Source organism: Oerskovia turbata (assembly GCF_000718325.1).
GTDB lineage: Bacteria > Actinomycetota > Actinomycetes > Actinomycetales > Cellulomonadaceae > Oerskovia > Oerskovia turbata.
In genome coordinates this window covers 279,029-306,014 of the sequence record NZ_JOFV01000002.1, presented here as the reverse complement: position 1 = coordinate 306,014, position 26,986 = coordinate 279,029, and the positions used below count along the sequence as shown (strand labels likewise).

The window sequence follows — 26,986 nt, the reverse complement described above, 5'->3', positions numbered from 1 at the left end:
GGGCTCAGCGCCCGCCCGTGACGAACACGTCGAACAGCTCGGGATGGTGCGCGTGCACCAGGACCGCGAAGACGATCGCGTCGAACAGCAGGTGCACGCACACCACGTACGTGAGCGACTTGGTGCGGGCGAAGATCCACCCCTGGACCAGCGCGAACGGGATCGTCAGGAGCGGACCCCAGCTCCGGTAGCCCAGCTCCCACAGGAACGACACGAAGACCATCGCCTGCAGAAGGTTCGCGGGCCACAACGCGAAGTGGCGGCGCAGCAGCGCGAACACGACGCACACGAAGAACAGCTCGTCCCAGATCCCCACCGCGTTGACGCCCACGAAGAGGCGCGCGATCTCCTGGGGCGTCTCGATCGCGGGCCAGTTCTGGTACGACCCGGACCCGATGAAGTACGCGGGCAGGATCAGGTACCCCGCGACGAGCACGACCAGCAGGTACACGATCTGGGTACGGTTCCACCGCCTGCCGGTGCGGACCGGGAACCGGATCGCGTCGTCGCGGTAGACGTACCGCGAGACGGCCCACGGGACCAGCACCGCGAGCGAGAGCACCACGGCGAAGCGCGCGATCCCGGCATCGCTCAGGTCCGCTGCGAGCGGGATGGTGCTGATGATGCCCATGCCCAGCGCGATCAGCAGCAGGTCGCGACCGAGGCGGCGGTCCACCAGGAGCCCCAGCACCACGCCCGCGACGAGCGGCACGTACCCGAGCGGCCGGACGTGCACCGCGAACAGGAGCACCGCCGACCCGCACACGAGTGCTGCGGCCAGCAGGCGCAGGGCGGTCGTGCGGACGGGGGCGCGAGTGGTGTCGGGCGTCGCGGCGGTGCGGGCGTCGGTCATCCACCCCACGATGCCACGGGCACGGACGTGAAGGCGGGGTGTGGGCCGCGAGGGGGACGGCGGGAGGTGTCCGGGTCCGACCGCGGTCTGATGTTCATCGGCCGTTCACCTCCGTACCATTCCGGGGTGAAGTCCCCCAGATCGCCCCTGCTCCTGGCCCTGCTCTGGCTGCTCGCGGCCGCTGTGGTCGTGCCGTCGCTGCTGCTCCTGCGCGGGCCCAGCACCGAGCTCTACCTCGCCGTGACGGCCCGGACCACGGAGCTGCCCGGCGTCGAGCTGGTCGCCGAGGTCGGAGTGATCGCCCTCGCACTGCTGTGGCTGCTCGCCGCGTGGCAGGCGCGCGGGGCCGGGCTCGGCGCCGTCGCGACGGCGCTCGTCGGAGGCGCCGGGACCGTGGTCGCGTACGCGACGTCCGAGGTCGCCAAGACGATCGTCCAGCAGCCCCGCGGGTGCTGGGACCTCATCGAGATCGCGCACTGCCCCGCCGCGGGGGACTGGTCCTTCCCGAGCAACCACACGACCATCGCGTTCGCGCTCGCGACGTCGGTCGTGCTCACGGCGCTCGCCACGGGCCGCCCGCGCGACTCGCTCGGCACGACGACGGCGCTCCGGTTCCGGCGGGCACGTCGCCTCCCGCCGTACCGGGCCATGGTCGCCGCGCCCGCGGCCCTCGCGATCGTGACGGGTGCGGCACGCCTGGTGCAGGGGGTCCACTTCCCGCACGACGTCGTCGCCGGCGCGACGGTCGGTGTGTGCGTCGTGGTGGCGCTCGTCCTGGCGCTGCGCGGTCCGGTCGCGGCGTTGCTGGTGGCGCTGTGCCGCAACGAGGCCGTGGGCCGGGTGCTGCTCGCACCGGGCGCCCGGGTCGAGGCCGACGAGAGGGCGCTGGTCCGGCGCTGAGGGGCACGGCCGCTGTCGACGGCCTGCCGAGGGTGACGCGCCTGGTCGCCGAGGGTGACCCGCCGTCCACTCGATGGTGACCATCTCGCCCGCCGACGGTGACGTGACCGGTCGCCGATGGTGACCACCGACCGTGCCGAGGGTGACGCCTTCGGACGTCGACGGCGTCACCCTCGGCAGCCGCGCCGGTCACCGTCGGCGGTTGTGCGCGTCGCCCTCGACGGGCCCGGGGCGACTCGAAGCACCCGGGAGTACACCAGGAAGGCTCAGCGGACCGGACGGTTTGTTCGAGTTGCTGACATTTGTGCGGATCGCTACCTTGTGACCGCGGCGCCAGCCGTTCACAAGGATTGTTCAACGATGAGCAAATGGGGGCTCGATGTTTGGCAAGAGAACTGTCGTCGGCATGCGCCGAGGGGCCGCGATCATCGCGGTGGGGCTCGTGAGCGCGGTCGTCGCGACCACCGCCGCAGTGCCGGCGACCGCGGTCGACGTACCTGCCGCAGCACCGCTCACGGTCGCCACCGCGGCGCCCGCGAACCCGTGCGCCGCGACGTGGAGCGAGACCACCGCGTACCAGGGTGGTGCCACGGTCTCGCACCACGGCCGCAACTTCACCGCGAAGTGGTGGACGCAGCGCGAGAACCCGGGGGCCACGTCCGTCTGGGTGGACATGGGGGCCTGCCAGGGGGGCGCGTCCGACTTCGTGATCAGCGAGGCCGAGTTCGACGCGATCTTCCCGAAGCGCGACGCGTTCTACACCTACCAGGGCCTCGTGGACGCCCTGGCGGCGTACCCGAGGTTCGCGAACACGGGGACCGAGACGACCCGGACCCAGGAGGCGGCGGCGTTCCTGACGCACGCCGACTTCGAGTCGGTCGGTCTGAGGTACGTCAAGGAGATCAACGAGGCCAACTACTGGATCAAGTGCGACTACTCGCAGCCGTTCGGCTGCCCGGCCGGGCAGAAGGCCTACTACGGCCGTGGACCGATCATGTTCAGCTGGAACTTCAACTACAAGGCGGCCGGTGACGCGCTCGGCATCGACCTGCTCAACAACCCGTGGCTCGTCGAGCAGGACCCGTCGATCGCGTGGCAGACGGCCCTCTGGTACTGGAACACGCAGAACGGTCCGGGCGTCATGACGTCGCACGAGGCGATGATCGGCGGCGCCGGGTTCGGGCAGACGATCAACTCGCTCAACGGGGCGCTGGAGTGCGACGGCGGCAACCCGGCCTCGGTCCAGAGCAGGGTCGACCGCTACCAGAAGATCACGGCGATCCTGGGCGTCGCGCCGGGCTCGGGCCTGACCTGCTGAGCAGCTGAGACGTCCCGAACCCTGGGTTCGTCAGGCAGCCGGGGCGGGCTGCCTGACGAACCTGGGGTTCTGCACCGACGCTCAGCCCGGCATCACGCCGCGCCGGGGAACGGGATGCCCGTCGTCGCGTGGCAGCGGTACCCGTTCGGGTTCTTGTCGAGGTACTGCTGGTGGTAGTCCTCGGCGTAGTAGAACGTGCGGCCCTCGGCCGGGGCGACCTCCGTGGTGATGGGGTCCAGGCCACGGGCGGTCAGGACCTTCTGGTATCGCTCCTCGGTGTCACGGACCGCGGCCTCCTGCTCGGGCGTCGTCCAGTAGACCGCCGAGCGGTACTGGGTGCCGACGTCGTTGCCCTGCCGGTAGCCCTGCGTGGGGTCGTGGCGCTCCCAGAAGATCTTGAGCAGCTCCTCCTCGCTCACCACCGCCGGGTCGTACGCGACGAGCGCGGTCTCGGTGTGCCCGGTCCGTGCGGTGCAGACCTCCTCGTACGTGGGGTTGGGCGTGGTGCCGCCCATGTACCCGACGGCGGTCGAGGTCACTCCCGGCACCTGCCAGAAGATCTCCTCGGCGCCCCAGAAGCAGCCCATCGCGAGGTACAGCACGCGCGTGCCCTCGGGCCACGGACCGGTGATCGGCGTCCCCAGCACGGTGTGCGGGCGTGCGGTGGGGAGCACGGGCTGGTCCCGCCCGGCGAGCGCCTTCTCGGGCGCGACCATCTGGGTCTTCATCGAGGACCCGAACAACGACTCGAACATCTTTACCTCCACCTGTAGCCGACACCTGGGCAACACCTCGCCGTCGTCGCCTGTTCCCCGCACGCCTCGGAAAGCGTCCCGTCCCGACGGTCCGTGCCGCCCTGTCCCGACCGTCCGTGCGAGATGTCCACATCCGCTCTCCGAGAACCGTCGTGTTCCGCAGGAACTCGCGGCCACCGGACACGTAGGCTCACAGGATGAGCAGCGCGAGCACTCCCTCCCACCCCGACTGGTCGAGCACCGGCTTCGCGACCCGCGCCATCCACGCGGGACAGGACCCGGACGCGACGACGGGGGCCGTCGTGCCCCCGATCTACCAGGTCTCCACCTACAAGCAGGACGGTGTCGGCGGTCTGCGCGGGGGGTACGAGTACTCCCGGTCCGCGAACCCCACCCGCACGGCGCTCGAGGAGGCGCTCGGCGCCGTCGAGACGCCTGCCGGGGCTGCGCAGGCGCGCGGGTTCGCGTTCTCCTCGGGCCTCGCGGCGGAGGACACGCTGCTACGGGCGACGCTGCGTCCGGGCGACCACGTCCTGGTGCCCGACGACGCGTACGGCGGCACGTACCGCCTGGTCGCCCGGGTGTTCGGCCCGTGGGGCATCGAGCACACGGCCGTGGACCTGACGGACCTGGACGCCGTGCGGGCCGCGGTCCAGCCGGGTCGCACGAGGGTCCTGTGGGTCGAGACCCCGACCAACCCGCTGCTGGGCGTGAGCGACATCGCGGCCCTCGCGCAGGTCGCGCACGAGCACGGCGCGACTCTCGTGGTCGACAACACGTTCGCGACGCCCTACCTGCAGCAGCCCCTCGGCCTGGGCGCGGACGTCGTCGTGCACTCGACGACCAAGTACATCGGCGGGCACAGCGACGTCGTCGGGGGAGCGCTCGTCGTGGCCGACGGCGCCGAGCTCCCGGGCGACCTCGTCTCGCCTGCGGGGACGCGCGGCCTGGCCGACGCGGTCGGGTTCCACCAGAACTCGTCGGGTGCGGTCGCGGGGCCGTTCGACGCGTGGCTCACGCTGCGCGGTCTCAAGACGCTCGCGGTGCGCATGGACCGGCACTCGGCGAACGCGGCGGCGGTCGCGGAGTTCCTCGCGTCGCACCCCGCGGTGACCGAGGTCGTCTACCCCGGTCTCGCGTCGCATGCTGGGCACGAGCTCGCGAAGCGCCAGATGCGCGGCTTCGGGGGCATGGTGTCCTTCCGCGTGGGGAGCGAGGAGAGGGCGCTCGCGGTCTGCGCCCGCACCCAGGTGTTCACGCTCGCGGAGTCGCTCGGAGGGGTGGAGTCGTTGATCGAGCACCCGGGGCGCATGACGCACGCGTCGGTCGCGGGTTCTGCGCTCGAGGTCCCGGACGACCTCGTGCGGCTGTCGGTCGGCATCGAGGACGCCGCGGACCTGATCGCGGACCTCACGCGGGCTCTCGCGTGAGCGCGGCACCGCGCCGGGACCGCGCCCAGAAGGCACAGGGCCCGACGACGTCGCCCGCCTCGGCAGGGGCGGTCGCCACGGCGGTGGCCCCGACGCCCGCGGCGACCCCGAAGGTGCGCGCCGGCAGGCCGCACGGTGCCGACGCCGTCCCGCCTTCGATCCAGACCGCTGCGGCCTGGTCGTGGCGCCTGCTCCTGATCGGTGCGCTCGTCACGGCGAGCCTGTACGTCACGGCGCTGTTCAAGGTCATCGTGGTCCCGGTCGCGATCGCGCTGCTCCTCACGGTGCTGCTGACACCGGTTCGGCGTTTCCTCGAGAAGCGGCTGCGCTTCTCCCGCGGCCTGGCCTCGATCTCGGCGCTGCTGGGGCTTCTCCTGGTCGTGGGTGGGCTCATCACGGTGGCAGGCAGCACGATCGTGAGCGGGATCTCGGAGCTCCGGGAGCAGGCGATCGACGGCTTCAACGAGTTCATGGACTGGCTGCAGGCGGGGCCGTTCGGGATCGGTGTGGAGCAGGTCGACGGCTACCTCAAGGAGCTCGAGAAGTTCATCAGCTCGAGCCAGGACAGCATCGTGTCCGGCGCGCTGGGCGCGGCGACGACCGTGGGCCACGTGGCTGCGGGGGCTGTGATCGCGCTGTTCTGCACGTTCTTCTTCCTGCTCGACGGTCGGACGATCTGGTCCTGGTGCGTGGGCCTGTTCCCGGCGCGGTCGCGCGACACGATCCATCAGGCAGGGCGTCGCGGCATCGTCACGCTGTCCGCCTACACGCGCACCCAGATCCTCGTGGCGCTGGTCGACGCGGTCGGTATCGGTGTGGGCGCGGCGTTCTTCGTGCCGTCGCTCGCGCTGCCCCTCGGCATCCTGGTGTTCGTGGGGTCGTTCATCCCGATCGTGGGTGCGGTCGTCACGGGTGCGGTCGCGGTGCTCGTCGTGCTGGTCGCGAACGGGTGGGTCGCGGCGCTCATCATGCTGGGCATCGTGCTCGCGGTCCAGCAGATCGAGAGCCACGCGCTCCAGCCGTTCCTCATGGGGCACGCGGTCTCGTTGCACCCGGTCGCGGTGCTGCTCGTGGTCGCGGCCGGCGGGTTCGCCGCCGGGATCGTCGGGGCCCTGTTCGCGGTGCCGCTCGCTGCCCTGATCAACACGGTGGTCCTGTACTTCAACGGGCACGACAAGTTTCCGGACCTCGGCACCGACGACACGCTCGTGATACGCGGCAGGCCCGCGCTCCCGGTCATGGTCCGGCGTGCCGAGGAAGACCTCGCCGACGACGAGAAGGTGCCCGCCTCGGCGCGCACCGCCGGGCGCAGGGCGTCGCGCCCTGGGGGAGCGCCGTCGTCGGGCGCTGGTGCTGGCGCGGGCGAGGACGCGTGACCCTCGCTCAGCCTGCCGTGACGCTCGACAGCATCCGCGACGCGGCCCGCATGCTCGACGGCGTCGCCTACCGGACCCCGGTCCAGACGAGCCGCGCGCTCAGCCAGGTCACGGGCGTGCCCGTGGCGCTCAAGTGCGAGAACCTCCAGCGCGCCGGGTCGTTCAAGATCCGCGGCGCGTACATCCGCATGGCCCGGCTCTCGGCCGAGGAGAAGGCGCGCGGCGTCGTCGCGGCGAGTGCCGGGAACCACGCCCAGGGTGTGGCGTTCGCGGCGGGGCTGCTCGGCATCCAGGCCGTCGTGTACATGCCGGTCGACGCCGCGCTGCCCAAGGTCGCCGCGACCCGGGAGTACGGGGCCGAGGTGCGACTGGTCGGCGTCGACGTCGACGAGACGCTCGCGGCCGCGAAGGCCGAGGCCGAGCGCACGGGCGCGGTGTTCATCCACCCGTTCGACCACCCGGACGTCGTCGCGGGCCAGGGCACGATCGCGCTCGAGATCCTCGAGCAGGTGCCCGAGGTCCGCACGGTCGTCATGCCGCTCGGCGGCGGCGGTCTGGTCGCGGGCGTCGCGGCGGCCATGGCCGAGGTCGCACCGCACGTCAAGGTCGTCGGGGTCCAGGCTGCGCGGGCGGCGGCGTACCCGGGTTCGCTCGCTGCCGGCGTCCCGACGACGTCGCTCGCCCGGTCGACCATGGCCGACGGGATCGCGGTGGGCACCCCGGGGCTTGTGCCGTTCTCGATCGTCTCCGAGCTGGGCGCCGAGGTGCGGACGGTGACCGAGGACGAGCTGTCGCGCGCGCTCCTGATGATCACCGAGCGGGCCAAGCTCGTCGTCGAGCCGGCGGGGGCCGCAGGGGTCGCTGCGCTGCTCGCCGACCCGACCGGGTGGGACGGCCCGGTCGTGGTGATCCTGTCCGGGGGGAACATCGACCCGCTGGTGCTGCTGCGCGTGCTGCGGCACGGGCTCGCGGCCGCGGGCCGGTACATGCAGATGCAGGTCCTGCTCGACGACCGGCCGGGGGCGCTCGCGCAGATGCTCGACGTCATCGCGGGGGTCGGCGGCTCCATCATGCACATCGACCACGACCGCACCGACGTGCACCTCGCGATCGGCGAGGCGTGGGTGCGCATGCAGGTCGAGACCAAGGGGCAGGAGCACTGCGAGGCGCTCGTCGCGCAGCTGCGGGGCGCGGGGTACCGGGTCCTGACGGGCTGACGGGCTGAACGGGGTGGGCGGGAGCGGGACGAGAGCGCTGGGCACGAGGAGAGGGTGGCAGATTCGTGCGTCCATGGGGGGCCGTCGGCGGCATCTGTGGACGACGGGGTGCCCGGGGGCCGCGGGGTGGTCGGTGCGGCGTAGGTGAGACGAGGCCATCTGGGGTCGATCCACTCGCAGGACCCCAGTTGGCCGCATCTCGCCGAGCGGCATCAGGGGGCGCCCGCCGAGCAGGCACGCAGGCCCGGACGCACGCAGGCCCGGGAACCCTGAGGTTCCCGGGCCTGCGTGGTCGTGACGCGTGCGCTCCGTGCGGTGCGGTGCGGTGCGGCCGCCGTCGGTGGTGGCCGTGTGCGTCAGCGGTGGGTCACGCCTCGAACGGCTTGGCCGCGAGGATCTCGACCTGGATCTGGTTCCCGTTGGGGGCGGCGTACGAGACCTTGTCGCCGATCGAGGTCCCGTTGATGGCCTCGCCGAGCGGGGACGTCGGGGAGTACACGCGGATGTCCGTGCCGCCCGCGATCTCGCGCGAGCCGAGCAGGAACGCCATCTCCTCGCCGGCCACCAGGGCCGTGACGACCATGCCGGGCTCGACCTTGCCGTCGTCCGGCGGCGTGCCGATCTGCACGTTGCGGAGCTTCGCGGTCAGCTCGCGGATGCGCGCCTCGTTCTTGGCCTGCTCCTCGCGGGCGGCGTGGTAGCCGCCGTTCTCCTTGAGGTCACCCTCGTCGCGGGCGGCGGCGATGCGCTCGGCGATGTCGGTGCGGCCGGCACCGGACAGGTGAGCCAACTCGGCCTGAAGCCTGTCGTGTGCCTCCTGGGTCAGCCAGGTGACGCTGGTCTCGGTCACGGTTCGCTCCTTCCTTTCCTTGCGTTCCGGCGGCCGACGTCGGTGGACGCGACCGCACAGGGTGAGGCAGTGGGTGCGGGTGAGATCGACTCCGCTGCCTGCCCGGGGTGGTGACGTCGGCCGGTCGCCGACGCCGCGTGGCGGGTTTCGCTGGACCTGATGCTTCTGGGGCAGCGTGAATCCCTCAGGATACCAAATGTCCGCTGCATCACACCGCCGTTCCCCCGTCAGGGCAGTGCGCGGCAGCTCTCGACGATGCCGGTCGTGGCGAGCTCGGACGTCGCGACGCTCACGGTGTAGCGCCCTTCGAGCTGGTCGCTCGGTCCGACGACGACGTCGACCGTCCCGACCTGCGCGTAGCTCTCGGCGAGGGCGTCGATCGTGCACTCGGCCTGGGTGCCGGGCTCCATCGAGACCTGGAACGTCACGTCGATCTGCTCGGAGCTGATGACCTTGAACCCGAAGTTGTCGTAGCGCACCGGGGTCGAGGCCTGCCCGAGCCCGATCCAGATCGTGATCCCGACGCCGACGACTGCGGCGGCGACGATGCCCGCGATCGTGAGGCGGCGGCGGGCGGGCGTCGACGGGGGGCCGTAGCGCCCGGCGGGCGGCTGCGGTCCCGGGGTCTGCGGCGCGAGCCCGATCGGGTTCTCGTGCTCGTCGAGCGCATCAGGGCCGACCTGCGGAGCTGTTCCCGACGGGGGAGTGCTGTTCGTCATGGTGAATCGAGGTCCAGGGGTTGGGTGGACTACCTGCTCGTGAGTCATCATTGTCTCTGAACTTCTTCGCCCCGGAGTACCCCCTGGAGGACCTGTGACCGAATCGACGGCGCGCCCGCGGACTGCATCGGCGCCCGGGACGGTCGACGGCGCACCGCTGCGCCTCATGGCCGTCCACGCGCACCCTGACGACGAGTCGAGCAAGGGCGCCGCGACGTCGGCCCGCTACGCCGCGGAGGGCGTCGAGGTGCTCGTCGTGAGCTGTACGGGCGGTGAGCGCGGCGACGTGCTCAACCCGAGCTTCGGTGAGGTCCCCTCGACCCCCGAGGGCATGGCCGAGCTGCGCCGCGCGGAGATGGCGGCGGCGGCCAGGGCGCTCGGCGTGAGCCACCGCTGGCTGGGCTTCGTGGATTCGGGCCTCCCCGAGGGCGACCCGCTGCCCCCGCTGCCGGACGGCTGCTTCGCGCTCGTCCCGCTCGAGGAGGCTGCGGCGCCGCTCGTCGAGCTGGTGCGTGAGTTCCGCCCGCACGTCATCACGACGTACGACCCGAGCGGTGGCTACCCCCACCCGGACCACATCATGTGCCACAAGGTCGCGTTCGAGGCGTTCCACGCCGCGGGCGACCCGGAGCGCTACCGGGTCGAGGGCGGCGCGCCCGCGTGGGAGCCGCTCAAGCTGTACTACAACCACGACTTCTCGATGAACCGCATCCGCACGATCCACGAGGCCGTGGTGGACGCCGGTCTCGAGTCGCCGTTCAGCGACTGGGTCGAGTCGCGGGCGGCGCGCGAGATCCCCGAGCGCGAGGTCACGACGCGCGTCGAGGTCGCCCCGTACTTCCCGCAGCGCGACGCGGCGCTCATCGCGCACGCGACGCAGATCGACCCGGACGGCTTCTTCTTCGCGATCCCGCGCGACCTCGAGGTCGCGGTGTGGCCGATCGAGGAGTTCGAGCTCGCCGAGTCGCGCGTCCCGACCACGCTTCCGGAGGACGACCTGTTCGCCGGTGTCCGCACCGAGGAAGGCCACGCATGAGCCCGACGCCGCAGCTCGCGGTCGACCTGTCGTCCCACCTCGCGGGAGGGCCCGGTTGGGCCGTCGGCGTGACGGCCGAGACGACGCCGTCCCCCGCCCCGACGGGTGGTGAGCTGCGCCCGGGCCTCGAACCGACCGACGTGTCTCCGGGCCTGCCGGGGTTCCTCACGATCTTCGCGGTCGCGCTCGCGTGCGTCGCGTTGTTCCTGTCGATGAACAAGCAGCTCCGCAAGGTCCGGCACGACGAGAGGTCGGTCCGCCCCGGCAACGGCGGTGGGTCTGGTGCGTCGGACGGCGGCTCGCGCTCGCACGACGGTCCGAGCGACGACTCGGGCGGCTCGGGCAGCTCGGGCGGCGACTCCGGTGGCGGCGGCGACTGACGTGGCACGGACGCCGAGCGGTCCGGTGCGGGTCACGATCGCCCAGATCGAGGTCTCGAACGATCACGCGGCGAACCTGCTCGTGGTGCGCTCGGCCTTCACGGAGGCTCAGCGGCTCCAGGCCGACCTCCTGGTGCTCCCCGAGTACGCCTCGGGCTTCGACCCGCGGGGGGTCGGGGTCGAGCACGCCGAGCCGCTCGACGGACCGTTCGTCACGACTCTCCAGCGCTGGGCGGCGGAGACCGGGGTCGCGGTGGTCGCGGGCACGACGCTTCCGGGCACCGGCACCGGCACCACCCGTGCCGTCAACGCCGTCGTCGCGATCGACGGGGGCGGGCACCTTGTCGGGGTGTACCGCAAGGTGCACCTCTACGACGCGTTCGGGCGCCGTGAGTCGGACCGGCTGGAGCCGGGCCCGGCCGACGCCGCCCCGACCACGATGACCGTGGGCGGTCTGACGTTCGGCGTCATGACGTGCTACGACCTGCGGTTCCCCGAGTCGGCGCGCCGGTTGGTCGACGCCGGCGCCGACGTCCTGGTCGTGCCTGCTGCCTGGGCCGCGGGTGACCTCAAGGCCGACCACTGGCGCACCCTGGCCCGTGCCCGGGCGATCGAGAACACGTCGGTGGTGCTCGCCGTCGGGCAGGCGGGGAAGGGCGTGACCGGGAGGTCGCTGCTCGTGGGGCCCGACGGGCAGGTCGGGCTCGAGCTCGACGAGCGTGCGGGCCTGCGGACCGCGGACATCGACCCCGAGGCCCTGGTCGCGGTGCGCGACGCGAACCCGTCGCTCGCGAACCGGCGCTACGCCGTCGTGCCCACGGACCAGCAGCAGCGCTGAGCGGATGACAGCCAGGCTCAGGCGTTGAGCGCCGCGATCATGATCGCCGCGTAGTGGCACCCGAATCCCACGACCGTCAGCACGTGGAAGATCTCGTGGAAGCCGAACCAGCGAGGGCTCGGGTTGGGGCGCTTGAGCCCGTAGACGACCGCGCCGAGCGTGTAGGCCAGGCCGCCGATCGCGACGAGCCACACGATCGCGGGGCCGGACGGCGTCGTCCAGAACTGCGGCATGTACCCCACCGCGACCCAGCCGAGCGCGACGTAGATCGGCACGTAGACCCAGCGCGGGGCGCCCAGCCAGATGATGCGCGCGGCGAGCCCCAGCAGGGCGCCGGTCCACACGATGAGCAGCAGGATCGTCGCGGTCTGCTGCGGCAGGAGCAGGACGGCGAGCGGGGTGTACGTGCCCGCGATGATGAGGAAGATGTTCGAGTGGTCGGCCCGGCGCAGCATCCCCGCGACCTTCGGCGACCAGGTGCCGCGGTGGTAGACGGCGCTCGTGCCGAACAGCAGGCACGCGCTCAGGCCGAAGATCGCGCACGAGACCTTGCCCGCGACGGGGGGCGCGAGGGCGACGAGGACGATGCTCGCGACGAGGGCGACGGGGAACGTGCCGGCGTGGATCCAGCCTCGCAGCCGGGGCTTGACGGCCTCTGCGACCTTCGCGCTCGCGCTCGACACGGCGTCCGCGGCCGAGTCCAGGGCGTTCTCGACGGTGTCGCCCGAGGTCGGGCGGTCGGAGGGTCGTGCCACGGGGGTGCTCCTGATCGTTCGACGGTCGGGTGGGACGAGGTGTCCCTGGCCCGGGGGACTGCGCGTGAGTCGGCGTGCGTGGCTCAGGAACAACCTACGCCATCGTAAGTTACGTCACCGTAGGTTGCTGTGCGGGACTGTGAAGATCCTGCGCAAAGGCGTCACCCGGGCCCGACCTCGGGACAAATCGACCGCTCCCTCCGGTACCGTGTGGCGAGCGACGCCCCCGAGCGCTCCTCGGTGCCTGTGTCGTCCGTGCGACGCTCCCGGGCCTTGCCCGGCCCCGTCGCCGCTCATCCATTACACACCGCGAAGGACCTCACGTGCGCATGCCCCACCTGCTCTACGGGCTGTACGAACGACGGCTCGCGAGCTCCCTGCCCCGAGAGGCGATGCCGCGTCACGTCGGGGTCATCCTCGACGGGAACCGGCGCTGGGCGAAGTCCTTCGGCGAGACGGCCGCGACCGGTCACCGTCGCGGCGCCGACAAGATCGCCGAGTTCCTCACCTGGAGCGAGGACCTCGGGATCGAGGTCGTCACGCTCTGGATGCTCTCCACGGACAACCTCTCACGTTCGCGCGAGGAGCTCAGCGCGCTGCTCGACATCATCGAGGACGCCGTGTGCGACCTCGCCGAGACGGGCCGCTGGCGCCTGCGCGTCATGGGCCGGCTCGACCTCCTGCCCGAGCGTCTCACCAAGGCGCTGCGCGACGCGGAGGACCGGACCGCCGGGGTCGACGGGCTCCAGGTCAACGTAGCGATCGGGTACGGAGGCCGGCACGAGATCGCCGACGCCGTGCGCTCCTACCTGAGCGAGCAGGCCGCGAGCGGGGCTTCGCTCCAGGACCTCGCCGAGAACCTCGACGTCGAGCACATCGAGGAGCATCTGTACACCAAGGGGCAGCCGGACCCCGAGCTCGTGATCCGCACGTCGGGCGAGCAGCGTCTGGGCGGGTTCCTGCTGTGGCAGAGCGCGCACGCCGAGTTCTACTTCTGCGAGGCGTACTGGCCGAGCTTCCGTCGGGTCGACTACCTGCGCGCCCTGCGGTCGTACTCGCAGCGCGAGCGGCGGCTCGGGAGATAGCCCTGCGGGCGGGCCGCCCGGAATACACCTCTCGTCTCGCCGGTTGTACCACTCGAGTTCATACGAACGCATCTACCTGGGTGACGTGCGCCGACGCGGCGAGCGGCGCCGTCGGGCCGGTGCACCCCGCAGGATCGAGAGACACATGACCAGCAGCACCACCTCGCCCCCCACCGTCCACGACCGAGCCACCACGCGCGAGGCCGCCGAGGCGTGGGAGTCGCTCTTCCGCACCCAGGTCGCCCTCATGCGCCGCTTCCAGGCCGACGACATCTGGGACGAGCTGACCATGCGCGAGTACGACGTGCTCTTCACGCTCGCCGCCTGCCCGGGCGGTGGCACACGCCTGCGCGACCTCAACGAGCACGTCCTCATCAGCCAGCCCTCGCTCAGCCGCATGGCCGAGCGCCTCGAGCAGCGCGGCCTCGTCGAGCGCGTCCCCGCGCCCGACGACGCACGCGGCACGATCGTCCGCCTCACGCCCGAGGGGGCGCGCCTGCAGAAGGAGATCGGGCGCAGGCACGTCCGCACCATCAGCGCCTACGTGGGCGGGGCCCTCGACGCCGACGAGCTCGCGACCCTCAAGGGACTGCTCGACAAGCTCCGCGGCGCCCAGGGCGACATCCCTGCACGCGACGGGAGCGCGGCGTGAGTGCCGGACCCCGGGACGCCCGAGCGTCCGCACCGCGCCCGCTCAGCGTCGTCGCCGTGACCGGCGGGGTCAGCTTCCCCTCGACCACGCGGGCCCTGACCGACCTCCTGCTCGACAAGACCGTCGCGCGGCTCACGGCCACGGGTGTCGCGGTCGACGCCCGCACGATCGAGGTGCGCGAGCACGCGCAGGACGTCGCGACCGCGACCGTGATCGGGATGCGCAGCGAAGAGCTCGAGCTCGCGCTCAAGACGGTCGAGCAGGCCGACCTGCTGATCGTCGCGAGCCCCGTGTTCCGTGGCTCCTACTCCGGGATCTTCAAGTCGTTCTTCGACCTCGTCGACTCGCTCGCGATGGTCGACAAGCCCGTGCTGCTCGCGGCCACGGGCGGCACCGCACGGCACACCCTCGTGATCGACCAGGCGCTGCGGCCCCTGTTCGCGTTCCTGGGCGACCTGATCGTGCCCACGGGCGTGTTCGCGTCCACGGAGGACTGGACGATCGAGCTCTTCCCCATGCCGTGGCTCGACGAGCGCGCCGAGCGGGCCGTGGGGCAGCTCGTGCGGCTCGCGGACCTGCCCGCACCGGACTGAGGCGACGCGCCTCCCCGCGGCGCACCCTGCCGCGGGGCGCCTTCGCGGCGCGCCGGGCCGAGACGGACATTTACCCCATCCGCCCCCGCGCGGCCCTTCGCCGTTCACCCCCTCGCCACCTCTGACCGCTTGGCTCTGACGTGCCGGCCGGAACTCGACTCCGGACCGGACCAGACCTCGACAGGGAAGAGACCATGACTTCACGTGTACCGATGAAGTGGCTGCGGGTCGCCGGCACGGGCGTCCTCGCGGCAGGTATCGCGATCTCCTCGACCACGCCGGCGCTCGCCGCGCCGTCCGCCGACCCCGGGGCGCCGGGACCGAAGAACATCATCCACCTCATCGGTGACGGGATGGGGTTCAACCAGGTCGACCTCGGCAGCCAGTTCGAGCACGGCCGCACGGCCTACCAGACGACCGTGAAGCCCGGTGGCGCCTCGACGCCCGTCCCCGGCCAGGCCGGCACGCAGGTGTACCAGGAGTTCCCTGTCGCCCTCGCGATGTCCACGTACCAGTTCGGCAGCACGTACGACCCGGCGCAGAACTGGAGCAGCTTCGCGGCACCGCTCAAGAGCTCGACCGACTCCGCAGCGGCGGCCACGACCCTGGCGACGGGCGTCAAGACGCTCAACAACGTGATCGGCCAGGACGAGAACCACGAGGACCTCAAGACCGTCGCCGAGCGCGCGCTCGAGCTCGGCAAGGCCACGGGCGTCGTCACGTCGGTGCCGTGGACCCACGCGACGCCCGCGTCCTACCTGGCGCACAACGAGCACCGCAACAACTACCACGACATCGCGGCCGACATGATGGACTCGGGCGCCAACGTGATCTTCGGCGCGGGCAACCCCTGGTACGACGCCAACGGTGACAAGCGGGCCGCGCCCAGCTACAGCTACATCGGCGAGACCGAGTGGAACAAGCTCGTCGACGGCCAGTCGGCGTTCGACCTGGTCGAGTCCAAGGACGACTTCCTGGCCCTCGCCGAGGGCGACACGCCCACGCACGTGCTGGGCACCGCGCAGGTCGCGGGCACGCTCCAGGCCGACCGCACGGCCCTGAAGCCGGGCGACGTGCCGTTCACCGCCCCGCAGAACGACAACGTCCCCTCGCTCCCGCAGATGACGGACGCCGCGCTCAACGTGCTGTCCAACGCCTCGGACGAGGGCTTCTTCGTCATGATCGAGGGTGGCGCGATCGACTGGGCCTCGCACGACAACAACACCGCGGGCGCGGTCGAGGAGCAGGTCGACTTCAACCGGACCATCGAGACGGTCGTGGACTGGGTCGAGGAGAGCTCGAGCTGGGACGAGACCCTCGTCGTCATCACGGCCGACCACGAGTGCGGCTACCTCTCGGGCCCCGCGGCGAACCCGGCCTGGACCCCGGTCCAGGGCGTGCAGGGCGGCGCCCCGCAGGTGAGCTGGAACAGCGGCGGCCACACCAACCACCTCGTGCCCGTGTACGCCAAGGGCCCGGGGTCCGAGCTGCTCGCGGCCGCCGCGACGGGCACCGACCCGGTGCGCGGCGCGTACCTCGACAACGCCGACGTGGGCCGCGTCTCGCACGACCTGTGGGCCGCGAACGACGCGGACGGCATCCCGCTCGTCGCGACGGTGCCCGAGGCCGGCGAGGTGGGCGGCACGCTCACGCTGTCGGTCGCGGACGCCGGTGCGGGCGTCGCGCTCACGGGTGGCGAGAACGTGGGCGACCGCCTGCGCTTCGCGGGACGGCTCCCCGAGGTCTCGGTGACCGACTCGCGTGCAGCCGCCACGGTCGGTGCGGGCGGCTGGACCGTCTCGGGGCAGTCGAGCGACCTGACGTCGGGCCCGCGCACGCTGCGCGCCCAGAACCTCGGCTGGACGCCGGGCCTGGTCACGGCCAAGGACGGTGTGAGCGCCGGGTCGCCGGTCGCGTCGCTCCTGGGCGGCGGAACGGGCCTCGCGGCCCCGGCCACGCTCGCGACCGCGACGGCGGACGGGCGTCAGGGCACCACGACGGTCTCGGCCGACCTGGCGCTCGAGGTCCTCGTCGACACCCGCGCGGGCGACTACGCGGGCGCCCTGACGGTCTCGCTCTTCCCGGTCGACTGATCCTCGCCCGACGAGCCGTCGGGCCCCGGTGCGCTCTCGTGGCGCGCCGGGGTCCGGCGGGCCGTCTCCCTGCGGCGCACCCGTCCGCCCGTCCGCCCACGTCCCGCCCGACGGCGTCGCGTGCCCCGTGCGCGTAGGTCGCCGACCGGAGCGGGTCGTGTTCCTTCTCTGCTCGGAGCTCCTCGATGAACGTCCTGTCCCGCGCCGTCCGTCCCGCGGCCGTCCTCGTCCTCGTCCTCGCGTCGCTGCCCGGCGTGCCGGCAGCCGCTGCGTCCGACCCGGCTCCCACGAAGACCACGTGGGCCGTCGAGCCCGCGACGTCCGACGGGCCCGACGGGCGCGTGTCGTTCCGCCTGACCGTCGACCCCGGCGGGCTGGCGGACGACCACGTGACCGTGACCAACTTCAGCGACCACCCGGCGACGTTCGACGTGTACGCGAGCGACGGCGTCGTGACCGCGGACGGGCAGTTCGACCTGCTCCCCGCGGGCGCGACCCCGGTCGACGGCGGCGCGTGGATCACGCTCGGTGAGGGGGACACGGCCGGGCCGACCCAGCGCGTCGAGGTCGCCGCCGAGTCGTCGGTGACCGTGCCCTTCACGGTCGCGGTCCCTGCGGACGCGACGCCCGGGGACCACCCGGCCGGGGTCGTCGCGGCACTGGCGCGCCCCGAGGGCGACGCGTCGGCCGTCACGTTCGACACGCGCGTGGGCGCCCGCGTGCACCTGCGGGTGGCGGGCGACCTGGCCCCGGCGCTCGCGCTCACGGACGTCCGCGCGACCTACGCGCCGAGCTGGAACCCGTTCGCGCCCGGCGCGGTGCGCATCGACTACACGCTCGCGAACGAGGGCAACGTGCGCCTCGGCGCGGACACCCAGGTCGTGGGATCCGGCCTCTTCGGCTGGAACGCGCGCGACGTCGTGGCCCCCGCCCAGCGTGAGGTGCTGCCCGGTCAGGAGGCGAGCGGGAGCGTCGTGCTCGACGGCGTCTGGCCGCTCGGCAAGGTCTCGGGCGACCTGACCACGACTCCTCTCGTCGTGGGCGACGACGTGATCGAGGTCGCGCTCGCCCCGGCGACCGGGAGCTACACGGCGTGGACCCTGCCGTGGGTCCAGCTCGGGGCGCTCCTCGTCCTGGTCGGTGCGGTGCTCACGGTGCTGCGCGCGCGCCGGCGCCGCGAGGCACGCACGCAGGCGCGGATCGACGCCGCGGTCGCGGCGCGGACGGACACCACGACCGCCGCGGACCCCACGCACGCGACGGCGTCCTCCTGACCAGGCCCTCCACCCGGCGGCGGCCGGACCGGCTGGCTACGATCGGGGCGTGCCTCCGACGACGAACGCCGCACCGACCGCCGACCTCGCGCCCACCGGCCCGCGACCGCTGCGCGTCGTGATCGCGCCCGACTCGTTCAAGGGCTCCGCGACCGCCGCGGACGTGGCCCGGCACATGGCCGACGGCGTCCTGGCAGCGGCGCCCGACGCCGAGGTCAGGCTCCTGCCCATGGCCGACGGCGGCGAGGGCACGCTCGACGCGCTCCTGTCCGTGTGGGGGGTCGAGGCGCGCGAGGTCGCGACGGTCGACGCCATCGGGCGCCCCCGCCGGGCACGCTACGGGGTGTCGGCCGACGGTCGCATCGGCGTGGTCGAGCTCGCCGCGGCGAGCGGCCTGCCCGCCGTGAGCGACGTCGTCCTCCAACCGCTCCATGCGCACACGCGCGGCACGGGAGCGACGTGCGCCGCGGTCCTCGACGCCGGGGTCGAGGAGGTCGTCCTGTGCCTCGGCGGGTCTGCCTCGACCGACGGCGGCGCGGGCGTCCTCACGGGCCTCGGGGCCCGGCTCGTCGCACACTCGGTCGCGACGGTCGCCTCGTCGACGGACGGGGAGCTCGCCGGGACCCTCGTGCCCGACGGCGGCGAGGGGCTCGCGCGCGTCGTCGGCCTCGACCTCGGGGGACTGCACCCACGGGCCCGGGAGGTGCGGTGGCGGCTGGCCGTCGACGTGACGAACCCGCTCGTCGGCGAGCGCGGGGCGGCCGCGGTGTTCGGGCCGCAGAAGGGGGCGAGCGACGCGGACGTCGCGTTCCTCGACGCGGCACTCGTGCGCTGGGCCGACCTGCTCGAACGCGAGACCGGGGTCCGCACGCACGACCTGTCGGGGGCGGGCGCCGCCGGCGGGGTGCCCGCGGCCCTCGTCGCGGTGCTCGGTGCCGAGCTCGAGCACGGCGCGACCCTGGTCGCGCAGGCGATCGGGCTGCCCGCGGCCGTCGCGGACGCCGACCTGGTGCTCACGGGCGAGGGATCGTTCGACTCGCAGTCCGTCCACGGCAAGGTTGCCGACGGGATCGGGGCGCTCGCGGCGGCTGCACCGGGCCGCCCACCCGTCGTGATGATCGCCGGGCAGGTGCTCCTGCCCGCGTGGCAGGCGCGCGCCGCGGGGATCACGGCCGCGTTCTCGATCGCTCCCGGACCGATCGACGTGGAGGAGCTCGTGGGGCGCACCGCGAGCCGGCTGACCGAGGTCGCGGCGTCGGTCACGAGCCTGTACCTGGGGTCCGTGCGCCGCTGATCCCGGCTGCTCAGCGCTTGGGCCAGTGCCACTGCGGCTGGTCGAGCGGACCTTCGCGGCCTGCGACGGTCGTCTGGCCGAGCTCCTTGACGAGCTCGACGTGCACGAGCGCCCGGGAGGCGGCTCGCGCCCCGCCGGCCGCGTCCTCCATGGCCCGGACAAGCGCCTGCGAGTGCGTCACGACCACGACCTGCGTGCGCCGCGCGGCCCCGGCGACCAGGGCCCCGAGCGCGGGCAGCAGCTCGGGGTGCAGGCTCGTCTCGGGCTCGTTGAGCACGAGCAGCTCGGGCGGGCGGGGCGTGAGCAGTGCCGCGACCCACAGCAGGTAGCGCAGCGTGCCGTCCGACAGCTCGGCGCTGCCCAGCGGGCGCAGCAGGCCGTGCTGGCGCAGCTCGAGCGAGAACCGGCCGTCGTCCGCCACGCGCACGCGCACGCTCGACCCGCCGAACGCGTCCTCGACCGCGGCGTCCAGGTCGTCGGCCAGGCCCAGCTCGCGGATCGTCTCGAGGGCCGCGGCCAGGTCCGCGCCGTCGTGCGCGAGGACCGGGGTGCGGGTGCCGACGTGCGAGGCGCGGGCCGGGGCCAGGGCGTCGGTGCGGAACTGGTCGTAGAAACGCCAGGAGCGCAGGCGCTCACGCACCAGCACGAGCTCGGGAGCGCCCACGGGGTCCACGACCTCCGAGAGCATGCTGTCGAAGGACCGCAGCCGGCGCCCTGACGCCTGCCACACGCCGTCCTCGTCGCGCAGCCGGACCGAGGGGCCGTGCCGGTCGGCGACGAGCGTCGCGGGGCGCAGGACAGGTCCCGACCAGACGGCCTCGGTCTTGATCTCGGGGTCCAGGCCGAACGACGCGCCGCCGTCCTGCGGCAGCCCCAGGTCGATCGCGTACCCGTACGCGCCGGTGAGCGACCCACCTGCGGGCGCGGCGCCGTCGGGCAGGGGGTCCGGGCCGCTCGCGAAGCCCAGCCGCAGCGCGACCGGGCCGCCGCGCACCGTGCCCTGGACGGGGTGCACGCCCTCGCGCACCGCGCGCCCGACGACCTCCGGCCCGGCCCACAGCGTCGAGGGCAGGCCACCCTCGCGGGCCAGCGCCCCGACCGCACCGCCCAGCGCGCACTCGGCGAGCAGGCGCAGCGAGCGGTACAGGCTCGACTTGCCCACGCCGTTGGCGCCCGTCACGACCGTGAGGCGGCCGAGCGGCAGGACGAGGTGCCGCAGCGAGCGGTAGCCCTCGATGGCGAGCGTCTCGATCATCCCGCCAGGCTAGGCGCGGCCACCCACGGCGTGCGCCCGCTGAGTGCGTGATTCGGCTGCGAAACGCCCGGCGAGTCGCAGCCGAATCACGCACTCAGCGGCAGCAGGGCGTCAGTCCGTGATCGCGAGCCCGTCGATCTCGACCAGCATCTCCTCGCGGGGCAGGCCCGTGAAGACCGTGGTGCGGGCCGGCAGGACGCCACCCGGGCAGTTGGCCTCGACGAACGCGCCGTACGCGTCGTTCATGATCGGGAAGTCCTCGCGCTTGGTGAGGTAGACGCGCAGCATCACGACGTCGTCGAACGTGGCGCCCGCGCCCTCGACGATGGCCTTGACGTTCTCCAGGGTGCGCGTGGTCTGCGCCGCGACGTCCCCCGGGTACAGGTACTCGCTCGTCGCGGGGTCGACCGGGCCCTGGCCCGATACCTGGACGAACGGGCCCTTGCGCACACCCTGGTGGAAGGTGTGGGCCGGTGCCGGTGCGTGCGGGGTGCTGATCGGGGTCTTGGCGGTGCTCATCGTGCTTCTTTCTCTCGGGTCTCTCTCGGGGTGGTGCAGGTGGTGCGGGTGGTCCGGGGGACCGGGGTCAGAACTCGGTGCCGACGATGTCGACCACCTGGTCGTCGTCGCCCACGACGGCGGCCACACGCCACTTGTCGAACAGCGTGCACGGGTGCGAGATCCCGAACCCGACGACGTCGCCGGGCCGGATCTGCGTCGTGACCGGGGCGCTGCCCGCGGGCGTGGGGTCGACCATCAGGTACAGGTGCTGGTCGTTGAGGCCCGTGACGCGGGCCCCCGCGAGGTCCTGCGCGGGGCGCAGCCCGCCGTTCTCGTCGAGCGTGCGCAGCCACAGGGCCGTCGGCAGGTCGATGTCGTAGGACACGTCGCGCCGGCCCACGCCGCACAGCACGAGCCCGGGCTCGGGGACCGAGAGCACCTGCCCCCACACGACCGCGGCCGCGTGCATCGGCTCGCCGCCCGGGACGCGGTCCCAGGGGTCCATGCGCGCGCAGAAGCCGTGGTCGTGGGTGACGTACGCGCCCGAGCGCACGACGACGCGCACGTCGCGCGTGACCGAGGACCCGTCGGGGCCGTCGGTCCCGACGCTGCCCGGGATGGTGAGCGGTCCGGGGAGCTCGGCCAGCACGACGTCGAGGAACGAGCTGCCACCCGCGGTCACGACCACGGGCTCGTCGTCGGGCACGAGGCCCTCGCGGACGAACGCGGCCGCGACGTCACGCAGGCCCCGGCAGTAGGCCGTGACCTGGGCGAGGTCCTCGGGCGTGGTACCGCCCGCGGCCGACCCCTCGTACCCGGCGACGCCCGGCACGCGCAGGCCTGCGGCGCGCACGGCGCGGGCCAGGCCCAGCGCGTCGGCCGTGCTGCGCACACCCGTGCGCCCGCCCGGGACGCCGACCTCGACGAGCACGCCGAGCCCCGCGACGACCTCGGGGGGCGCCCCCGCGAAGCCGCGCGTGAGGAGCCCGACGCCCTCGATCGAGTCGACGTACACCCACGCCTCGAACGGTGTGCCGCCCGGCGTGACCGAGGCCTCGAGCTCGCGGCGCAGCCACGCGATGTCGCGCGGGTCCATGAGCTCGTTCGCGAGGAACACCCGCTCGACCCCCCACGTGCGCACGACGCGCAGCTGGGACGGGGTGGCGACGGTCGCGCCCCACGCCCCGGCGCCTGCCTGACGCGCGTAGAGCGAGCGGGACATCGCGGTCTTGACGTGCGGTGCGTGCTCGACGCCGTGCTCGGCGCACAGTCGCGCCATGAGCGCGACGTTGTGGTCGAGCGCCGCGTCGTCGAGCGTGAGGAGCGGCCAGGAGAACGCGTCGTCGGTGATGCGGGGCGAGTCGGCGAGCACGTCGGCGACGGTCCGTCCGGCGTCGAGGCGCAGGCCCTTGGTCGCGGGCCCGACGACGGCGCTCGGGTCCGCCGGCGCGGTCGCGCGGCCGGACGGCTGGGTGGGGTGGGTCATGCGTTCCTCCCGGTGGGTTCGTAGCCGCAGCGCACGGAGCCCATCCCGGCGGAGACCGCACGGGCGGCCTGCACGACGAGCGGGCCCAGCTCGCGCACCCGTGCGGGCGGCATGTGCGAGGCGAGGGCGGAGACGGAGAGGGCGCCGATCGCGGTCTCCGTGTGGTCGACGACGGCAGCCGCGACGCAGCGCACCTCGGCCTCGTTCTCGCGGTCGTCGATCGCGTAGCCGCGCTGGGCGACCGTGCGGATCTCGGCGCGCAGGTGGTCGGGGTCCGTGACGGTGCGCGCGGTGACGGCGGGCATGGGGTGCTCGAGCACGGCGTCGAGGAGCTCGGGGTCGCTCGCCGCGAGGATCGCCTTGCCGACGCCCGTGCAGTACAGCGGCATGCGGCGCCCGATGCGCGATGCCATGCGCACGACCGCGGTGTTCTCCTTCTTGTCGATGTAGACGACGTCGAGGCCGTCGTGCACGACGAGGTGGCACGTGGCCCCCGAGGCGCGCATGAGGGCTGCGAGGTGCGGCTCGGCGACCGTGCGCAGGTCGAGCCCTTCGAGGTACGCCTGGCCGAGGCGCAGCGTGCCGGCGCCCAGCACGAAGCGCCCGGCCGGGGTGCGCCGGACGAGGTGGACCTCGACGAGGGGAGCGAGCAGGCGCGAGACCGTGCTCTTGTGCGTCCCGAGGACGTCCGCGAGCTCGACGAGGCTCAGGCCGCGCGCCGCGTCGTGGCGCAGCGCGTCGAGGATCCCGAGCGCGCGCCGCAGCGACCGGGACGAGTTCCTGCTCGCGGCGTCGGCGGTCGCGGCGGCGGTGGGCCCGGTCGTGGTCGCGGTGGTGACGGCGGTTGCGGTGCCCCGTGAGCCGACGGTCATGCGCGGTCCGCCGGGACGGTCGGCCGCAGGGCCCGCCCGGGGGTGGCCCCGGTGGGCAGCCCGCCCACGAGCACGGGGACGCCGGCGACGAGCACGTCGTCGATCCCGGTCGCGGGGCGGCGCGGGTCCTCGTACGTCGCGACGTCCTGCACGGTCCCGGGGTCGAGCAGCACGACGTCGGCGCGGGCTCCGGGCGCCAGGCGGCCCCGGTCCGTGAACCCGAAGCGCTCGGCGGCCGCGGTCGACAGGTGCCGCTCGGCGTCGTGCCACGTCCAGTCGCCGAGCTCGCGCACGTGCTCGGCGAGGAACCGCGCGAACGCCCCCCAGCCGCGCGGGTGGGGTCGCCCACCCTGGTAGATCGCGTCGGAGCCGCCCATCTGCGCCGGGTGGCGCAGGAGCGTGCGGACGGACTCGGGGGAGTTGGTCGGCGGCTGGGCGAACACGCAGCCCGCGCGCAGGTGCGTCGAGACGAGGATGCGCAGCGTCGTGTCCACGGGGTCGAGGCCGAGGCGGTCCGCCACGTCGAGCAGCGCCATGCCCTCGCTCCACCGCAGCTCGCCGGGGACGGCGGCCATGGTCACGCGCTCCCAGAGGTCGGTGAGTCGGGGGAAGTGCTCGGCCTTGAGGCACGCGACGACACCCGGGTCCTGGAGCATCGCGACCGTGGCGTCCGGGTCCGCGATGGGCAGCCACGTGGGCAGCGAGACCATCGACAGGATGGAGCACCCGCGCAGGTACGGGTAGGAGTCGAACGTGACGTCGAGACCGGCCGCGTGCGCGTCCTCGACGTAGCCCACGAGCTCGGCCGCGGGGCCGTGGTAGTGCGAGACGTGGGTCGCGACGCCCGACGCCCGGGCGATGCGGACGAGCTCGGCTATCGCGGTCCCGGCCTTGTCCTCGTAACCGCGCATGTGGCTCACGTGCGGCAGGTCGCGCTCGGCGAGGACGCGGGCCAGGGCGATCAGCTCGTCGTCGGTCGCGTTCGAGGCCGGGGCGTACTCGAGACCCGTGGACAGGCCGCACGCGCCGTCGTCGAGCGCCTCGCGCAGCGTGGCGACCATGTGCTCGGTCTCCTCGGGCGTCGTGGCGCGGGCCGCGCCGCCCAGGACGCCGTAGCGCAGCGTGCCGTGCGGCACGAGGTAGGCGACGTTGAGCGGCGTGGTGCCCTCGTAGGTCGCGAGCAGGTCCGCGACCGAGCCGCCCCGGAACGTCGGGTGCTCGCCGTTGATCGCGCTGAAGTAGCCCGTGGCCCAGGTGTGCGCGTCGGGGGCGCCGTCCGCGACGGGCAGCGGCGCCGAGGGGGCGTACGACACGCCGTCCTGCCCGACGACGATGCTCGTGATTCCCTGGCGCAGCATCGCGAGCTGCACGTCCGGGTCCAGGACCGCGGCCTCGCCGTGCACGTGGGAGTCGATGAAGCCGGGGAACGCGATGCGCCCCGCGGCCTCGACCACGTGGGCCCCCGGGGGGACGGGCACGGTGCCGGCCGGGACGACGTCGTCGATCGTGTCGCCCGCGACCAGCAGGTCGACGGGCTCCGACAGCCCCTCGGGGGTCGTGAGCCGTGCGCCGCGTACGACGAGCGTCACGCCCGTCGCGACCTGGTCGCCCGGCTGGTCCGTGGTGCTCATGCCTGTCCCTCCGAGTGCTCGTCGCGTCCCTCGACCCAGCCGCCCACGCCCGCCCAGCCGCCCGCCGCCATCTCCTGGTCGAGGTGGCGCAGGAACCCGTGCACGCCGGGGCGCTGCTGCCAGGGCCTCGGTCCGTCGAGCGGGCGGTACTCGACCCCTGCCGCGTCGAGGCGCGGCAGGTGGTCGTGCTCGAGCCGCGCGAGGAACTCGGCCGAGGCCGACCCGCCCGGGGTGCGCTCCGCCGTCGGGCTCCAGACGACCTCCGCGAACGCCGCGAGGCGCGGGAACGTCGCGTAGTCGACGCGGCGGGGGGAGTCGAGGTGCTCGGACCAGACCTCGGCCTGCGCGCCCAGCAGGCGGCCCGGCGCGGCGTCGAGGCCCGGGTGCTGCGCGAGGACCTCGGGCGGGAACGGGTCGAACGCGTAGACGTCGGAGACCGTGCGCAGGAACCCGACGGGGACGGGCTCGTCCTCGCCGTCGCCCGCGCGGTGGTCCAGGTAGACGACCTGCTCGGGGGCCATGACGACGTCGTTGCCCGCCTCGAGCGCGTCCGCACCCACGGTGAAACCGCGCCACGCGGTCACGACGACGTCGCGCGGGAGCTGCTCGCCGAAGCCCTCGTCCCACACGACCGCCCGACGCCCCTTGGCCGTGACGTGCTCGCTCAGTCGGGCCAGGAACCAGCCCGCGAGGTCCGCGACGTCCGCGAGGCCGCGCTCGGCGGCGAGAGCCACGATCGCCGGGTTCTCGCGCCACAGCGTCGTGGGGACCTCGTCGCCGCCGATCGCGATCCAGGGGGAGTCGAAGACGTCCAGGACCTCGTCCAGCACGTTCTGGAAGAACTCGAGCGCCTCGTCCGAGGGGTCGAGCACCTCGGTGCTCACACCCCACGTGGTGCGCACCGCGTGCGGCGCCTTGCGCGTCCCGAGGAAGGGGTAGGCCGCGACGGCCGCCTCGACGTGCCCGGGGGCATCGATCTCCGGCACGACGACGACGCCCCGCTCGCGCGCGTAGGCGACGATCTCGCGCAGGTCGTCCTGGGTGTAGAAGCCGCCGTGCGGGCGACCGTCGAAGACCCCGGTGCGCCACGTCCCGACGTTCGACTCGGCGCGCCAGCCGCCGACCTCCGTGAGGAGCGGGTAGCGGTGGACCTGCATGCGCCAGCCCTGGTCGTCCGTGAGGTGGAGCTGGACGACGTTGAGCTTGTGCGCCGCCGCGAGGTCGATGAACCGCAGGACCTCGCGCGGGGGCAGGAAGTGCCGGGCGACGTCGAGCAGCACGCCGCGCCAGCCGAAGCGGGGGTGGTCCTCGATCGTGAGGGCTGGCAGGTGGACGGTGCTCGCCGGGGCCCCGGGCGTGAGGGGCGCGCGACGGTACGCCTGAGGGCCCGCGAGCTGGCGCAGCGTCTGGACGCCCGCGTGGGCACCGGCCGCGTCGGCGGCAGTGAGCAGCACGGACTCGGGGGTGACCTCGAGGCGGTAGCCACCTGCGGGGCGCGCCGCGGCGAGGGCGAGGGTCACGCCCGCGGGAGCGGCGGCGTCGGGCAGGTCGGTCGCCTCGGACGACGGACCTGCCGAGCCTGCGGGGGCGGCAGGTCCGACGGCGAACGGCAGGTCCAGGCCGAACGCGTCCTCGGTGACCCGGCGCCACCAGCGCGCCGCGACGGCCAGGGCCGGGTCGGTGCGGACCGGGGTGCCGTCGGCCAGCGGGAACGAGCCGGCGGCAGGCTGCAGGCTCACGGGTGCGGGCAGGAGCCCGGGTGTGGGGGTGGGGGCGCTCACGCGTCGAGCCTAACCACGGTGCGGCGCTCGGAGTGTGCCGCG

General features: G+C 73.4%; 25 protein-coding genes. 14 read left to right on the top strand and 11 right to left on the bottom strand.

Features of this window, described 5'->3' with window-relative positions; all coding sequences use genetic code 11:
* Positions 1–4: 4 nt before the first annotated feature.
* Positions 5–853: a type II CAAX endopeptidase family protein gene (locus IE95_RS0102845; protein ID WP_030150119.1), complete on the bottom strand. Its 849-nt coding sequence runs from the start codon at positions 851–853 to the stop codon at positions 5–7.
* A 126-nt stretch (positions 854–979) separates the two neighbouring features.
* Between IE95_RS0102845 and IE95_RS0102840 the strand changes: the two genes are divergently transcribed.
* Positions 980–1,753, top strand: a complete 774-nt coding sequence (locus tag IE95_RS0102840; protein ID WP_051702623.1) for a phosphatase PAP2 family protein — start codon at positions 980–982, stop codon at positions 1,751–1,753.
* 379 nt (positions 1,754–2,132) lie between these two features.
* The gene (locus IE95_RS18585) at positions 2,133–3,071 is read left to right on the top strand and encodes a glycoside hydrolase family 19 protein (RefSeq protein WP_240666281.1); all 939 of its coding nucleotides are present in this window, start codon (positions 2,133–2,135) and stop codon (positions 3,069–3,071) included.
* A gap of 92 nt (positions 3,072–3,163) precedes the next feature.
* Here IE95_RS18585 and msrA read toward each other — a convergent pair whose 3' ends face one another.
* A complete protein-coding gene (gene msrA / locus IE95_RS0102830; protein ID WP_030150116.1) occupies positions 3,164–3,826 on the bottom strand; it encodes a peptide-methionine (S)-S-oxide reductase MsrA in 663 nt (220 codons plus the stop codon).
* 197 nt (positions 3,827–4,023) lie between these two features.
* Here msrA and IE95_RS0102825 point away from each other — a divergent pair, with 197 nt between their 5' ends.
* From IE95_RS0102825 to ilvA, 3 genes are read left to right on the top strand one after another with little or no spacing between them, the layout of a single operon-like run.
* The gene (locus IE95_RS0102825; RefSeq protein WP_030150115.1) at positions 4,024–5,256 is read left to right on the top strand and encodes a cystathionine gamma-synthase; all 1,233 of its coding nucleotides are present in this window, start codon (positions 4,024–4,026) and stop codon (positions 5,254–5,256) included.
* Positions 5,253–6,632: an AI-2E family transporter gene (locus IE95_RS0102820; protein ID WP_338068430.1), complete on the top strand. Its 1,380-nt coding sequence runs from the start codon at positions 5,253–5,255 to the stop codon at positions 6,630–6,632. Before IE95_RS0102825 ends, IE95_RS0102820 begins: the two co-directional genes overlap by 4 nt.
* 50 nt (positions 6,633–6,682) lie before the next feature.
* Entirely contained in the window at positions 6,683–7,849 is a 1,167-nt protein-coding gene (gene ilvA, locus IE95_RS0102815; RefSeq protein ID WP_084689749.1) for a threonine ammonia-lyase, read from the top strand.
* Between the two features lie 367 nt (positions 7,850–8,216).
* On the opposite strand, the gene greA is transcribed toward ilvA, so the two are convergent.
* Positions 8,217–8,699 (bottom strand): transcription elongation factor GreA, encoded by a 483-nt coding sequence (gene greA, locus IE95_RS0102810; RefSeq protein ID WP_030150112.1) that lies wholly within the window; start codon positions 8,697–8,699, stop codon positions 8,217–8,219.
* Positions 8,700–8,926: 227 nt separating this feature from the next.
* Positions 8,927–9,418: a DUF4307 domain-containing protein gene (locus tag IE95_RS0102805; RefSeq protein WP_051702621.1), complete on the bottom strand. Its 492-nt coding sequence runs from the start codon at positions 9,416–9,418 to the stop codon at positions 8,927–8,929.
* A gap of 166 nt (positions 9,419–9,584) precedes the next feature.
* Here IE95_RS0102805 and mca point away from each other — a divergent pair, with 166 nt between their 5' ends.
* From mca to IE95_RS0102790, 3 genes are read left to right on the top strand one after another with little or no spacing between them, the layout of a single operon-like run.
* On the top strand, positions 9,585–10,454 hold the full coding sequence (gene mca, locus IE95_RS0102800; protein ID WP_030150110.1) for a mycothiol conjugate amidase Mca: 870 nt from the start codon (positions 9,585–9,587) through the stop codon (positions 10,452–10,454).
* A complete protein-coding gene (locus IE95_RS18580; RefSeq protein ID WP_036570576.1) occupies positions 10,451–10,834 on the top strand; it encodes a hypothetical protein in 384 nt (127 codons plus the stop codon). Before mca ends, IE95_RS18580 begins: the two co-directional genes overlap by 4 nt.
* Before the next feature lies 1 nt (position 10,835).
* Positions 10,836–11,672 carry a carbon-nitrogen hydrolase family protein gene (locus IE95_RS0102790; RefSeq protein ID WP_030150109.1) on the top strand — a complete coding sequence of 279 codons (837 nt, stop codon included), beginning with the start codon at positions 10,836–10,838 and terminating at the stop codon, positions 11,670–11,672.
* A gap of 17 nt (positions 11,673–11,689) precedes the next feature.
* Here the strand turns inward: IE95_RS0102790 and trhA are convergent, their stop codons facing one another.
* Entirely contained in the window at positions 11,690–12,376 is a 687-nt protein-coding gene (gene trhA, locus IE95_RS0102785; RefSeq protein WP_051702653.1) for a PAQR family membrane homeostasis protein TrhA, read from the bottom strand.
* Positions 12,377–12,750: 374 nt separating this feature from the next.
* Here trhA and IE95_RS0102780 point away from each other — a divergent pair, with 374 nt between their 5' ends.
* The 6 genes from IE95_RS0102780 (at position 12,751) to IE95_RS0102755 (ending at position 19,418) form a co-directional block, all read left to right on the top strand.
* Positions 12,751–13,512 carry an isoprenyl transferase gene (locus IE95_RS0102780; protein ID WP_030150107.1) on the top strand — a complete coding sequence of 254 codons (762 nt, stop codon included), beginning with the start codon at positions 12,751–12,753 and terminating at the stop codon, positions 13,510–13,512.
* Between the two features lie 145 nt (positions 13,513–13,657).
* Complete coding sequence (locus IE95_RS0102775) at positions 13,658–14,164, top strand: MarR family winged helix-turn-helix transcriptional regulator (protein ID WP_036570575.1); 507 nt, start codon at positions 13,658–13,660, stop codon at positions 14,162–14,164.
* Positions 14,161–14,757, top strand: coding sequence for a CE1759 family FMN reductase (locus IE95_RS0102770; protein WP_206053310.1), 597 nt, complete (start codon positions 14,161–14,163; stop codon positions 14,755–14,757). The genes IE95_RS0102775 and IE95_RS0102770 overlap by 4 nt, the downstream gene beginning before the upstream one ends.
* A gap of 194 nt (positions 14,758–14,951) precedes the next feature.
* Complete coding sequence (locus IE95_RS0102765; RefSeq protein ID WP_030150104.1) at positions 14,952–16,850, top strand: alkaline phosphatase; 1,899 nt, start codon at positions 14,952–14,954, stop codon at positions 16,848–16,850.
* 185 nt (positions 16,851–17,035) lie between these two features.
* Positions 17,036–18,124 carry a WxL protein peptidoglycan domain-containing protein gene (locus IE95_RS0102760; protein ID WP_051702619.1) on the top strand — a complete coding sequence of 363 codons (1,089 nt, stop codon included), beginning with the start codon at positions 17,036–17,038 and terminating at the stop codon, positions 18,122–18,124.
* 49 nt (positions 18,125–18,173) lie between these two features.
* On the top strand, positions 18,174–19,418 hold the full coding sequence (locus IE95_RS0102755) for a glycerate kinase (protein WP_051702618.1): 1,245 nt from the start codon (positions 18,174–18,176) through the stop codon (positions 19,416–19,418).
* A gap of 10 nt (positions 19,419–19,428) precedes the next feature.
* Here IE95_RS0102755 and IE95_RS0102750 read toward each other — a convergent pair whose 3' ends face one another.
* From IE95_RS0102750 to IE95_RS0102725, 6 genes are all read right to left on the bottom strand, one after another.
* A complete protein-coding gene (locus tag IE95_RS0102750; protein WP_030150101.1) occupies positions 19,429–20,673 on the bottom strand; it encodes an AAA family ATPase in 1,245 nt (414 codons plus the stop codon).
* 111 nt (positions 20,674–20,784) lie between these two features.
* Positions 20,785–21,192 (bottom strand): RidA family protein, encoded by a 408-nt coding sequence (locus IE95_RS0102745; protein WP_030150100.1) that lies wholly within the window; start codon positions 21,190–21,192, stop codon positions 20,785–20,787.
* 67 nt (positions 21,193–21,259) lie between these two features.
* Complete coding sequence (locus IE95_RS0102740; protein ID WP_084689730.1) at positions 21,260–22,660, bottom strand: type III PLP-dependent enzyme domain-containing protein; 1,401 nt, start codon at positions 22,658–22,660, stop codon at positions 21,260–21,262.
* Complete coding sequence (locus tag IE95_RS0102735; RefSeq protein WP_084689729.1) at positions 22,657–23,532, bottom strand: IclR family transcriptional regulator; 876 nt, start codon at positions 23,530–23,532, stop codon at positions 22,657–22,659. Before IE95_RS0102735 ends, IE95_RS0102740 begins: the two co-directional genes overlap by 4 nt.
* On the bottom strand, positions 23,529–25,163 hold the full coding sequence (locus IE95_RS0102730) for an N-acyl-D-amino-acid deacylase family protein (RefSeq protein WP_051702617.1): 1,635 nt from the start codon (positions 25,161–25,163) through the stop codon (positions 23,529–23,531). The genes IE95_RS0102735 and IE95_RS0102730 overlap by 4 nt, the downstream gene beginning before the upstream one ends.
* Positions 25,160–26,944 carry a beta-N-acetylhexosaminidase gene (locus IE95_RS0102725; protein ID WP_030150096.1) on the bottom strand — a complete coding sequence of 595 codons (1,785 nt, stop codon included), beginning with the start codon at positions 26,942–26,944 and terminating at the stop codon, positions 25,160–25,162. Before IE95_RS0102725 ends, IE95_RS0102730 begins: the two co-directional genes overlap by 4 nt.
* Positions 26,945–26,986 lie beyond the last annotated feature (42 nt).

What these genes read in the sequence shown, in the direction of transcription:
- IE95_RS0102740 (WP_084689730.1), bottom strand. Translation starts at nt 22,660, where the DNA reads ATGACCCACCCCACCCAGCCGTCCGGCCGCGCGACCGCGCCGGCGGAC.
- mca (WP_030150110.1), top strand. Translation starts at nt 9,585, where the DNA reads ATGGCCGTCCACGCGCACCCTGACGACGAGTCGAGCAAGGGCGCCGCG.
- IE95_RS0102735 (WP_084689729.1), bottom strand. Translation starts at nt 23,532, where the DNA reads ATGACCGTCGGCTCACGGGGCACCGCAACCGCCGTCACCACCGCGACC.
- IE95_RS0102765 (WP_030150104.1), top strand. Translation starts at nt 14,952, where the DNA reads ATGACTTCACGTGTACCGATGAAGTGGCTGCGGGTCGCCGGCACGGGC.
- msrA (WP_030150116.1), bottom strand. Translation starts at nt 3,826, where the DNA reads ATGTTCGAGTCGTTGTTCGGGTCCTCGATGAAGACCCAGATGGTCGCG.
- IE95_RS0102730 (WP_051702617.1), bottom strand. Translation starts at nt 25,163, where the DNA reads ATGAGCACCACGGACCAGCCGGGCGACCAGGTCGCGACGGGCGTGACG.
- IE95_RS0102745 (WP_030150100.1), bottom strand. Translation starts at nt 21,192, where the DNA reads ATGAGCACCGCCAAGACCCCGATCAGCACCCCGCACGCACCGGCACCG.
- IE95_RS0102845 (WP_030150119.1), bottom strand. Translation starts at nt 853, where the DNA reads ATGACCGACGCCCGCACCGCCGCGACGCCCGACACCACTCGCGCCCCC.
- IE95_RS0102760 (WP_051702619.1), top strand. Translation starts at nt 17,036, where the DNA reads ATGAACGTCCTGTCCCGCGCCGTCCGTCCCGCGGCCGTCCTCGTCCTC.
- ilvA (WP_084689749.1), top strand. Translation starts at nt 6,683, where the DNA reads ATGCTCGACGGCGTCGCCTACCGGACCCCGGTCCAGACGAGCCGCGCG.
- IE95_RS0102805 (WP_051702621.1), bottom strand. Translation starts at nt 9,418, where the DNA reads ATGACGAACAGCACTCCCCCGTCGGGAACAGCTCCGCAGGTCGGCCCT.
- IE95_RS0102775 (WP_036570575.1), top strand. Translation starts at nt 13,658, where the DNA reads ATGACCAGCAGCACCACCTCGCCCCCCACCGTCCACGACCGAGCCACC.
- IE95_RS18585 (WP_240666281.1), top strand. Translation starts at nt 2,133, where the DNA reads ATGTTTGGCAAGAGAACTGTCGTCGGCATGCGCCGAGGGGCCGCGATC.
- IE95_RS18580 (WP_036570576.1), top strand. Translation starts at nt 10,451, where the DNA reads ATGAGCCCGACGCCGCAGCTCGCGGTCGACCTGTCGTCCCACCTCGCG.
- IE95_RS0102825 (WP_030150115.1), top strand. Translation starts at nt 4,024, where the DNA reads ATGAGCAGCGCGAGCACTCCCTCCCACCCCGACTGGTCGAGCACCGGC.
- IE95_RS0102750 (WP_030150101.1), bottom strand. Translation starts at nt 20,673, where the DNA reads ATGATCGAGACGCTCGCCATCGAGGGCTACCGCTCGCTGCGGCACCTC.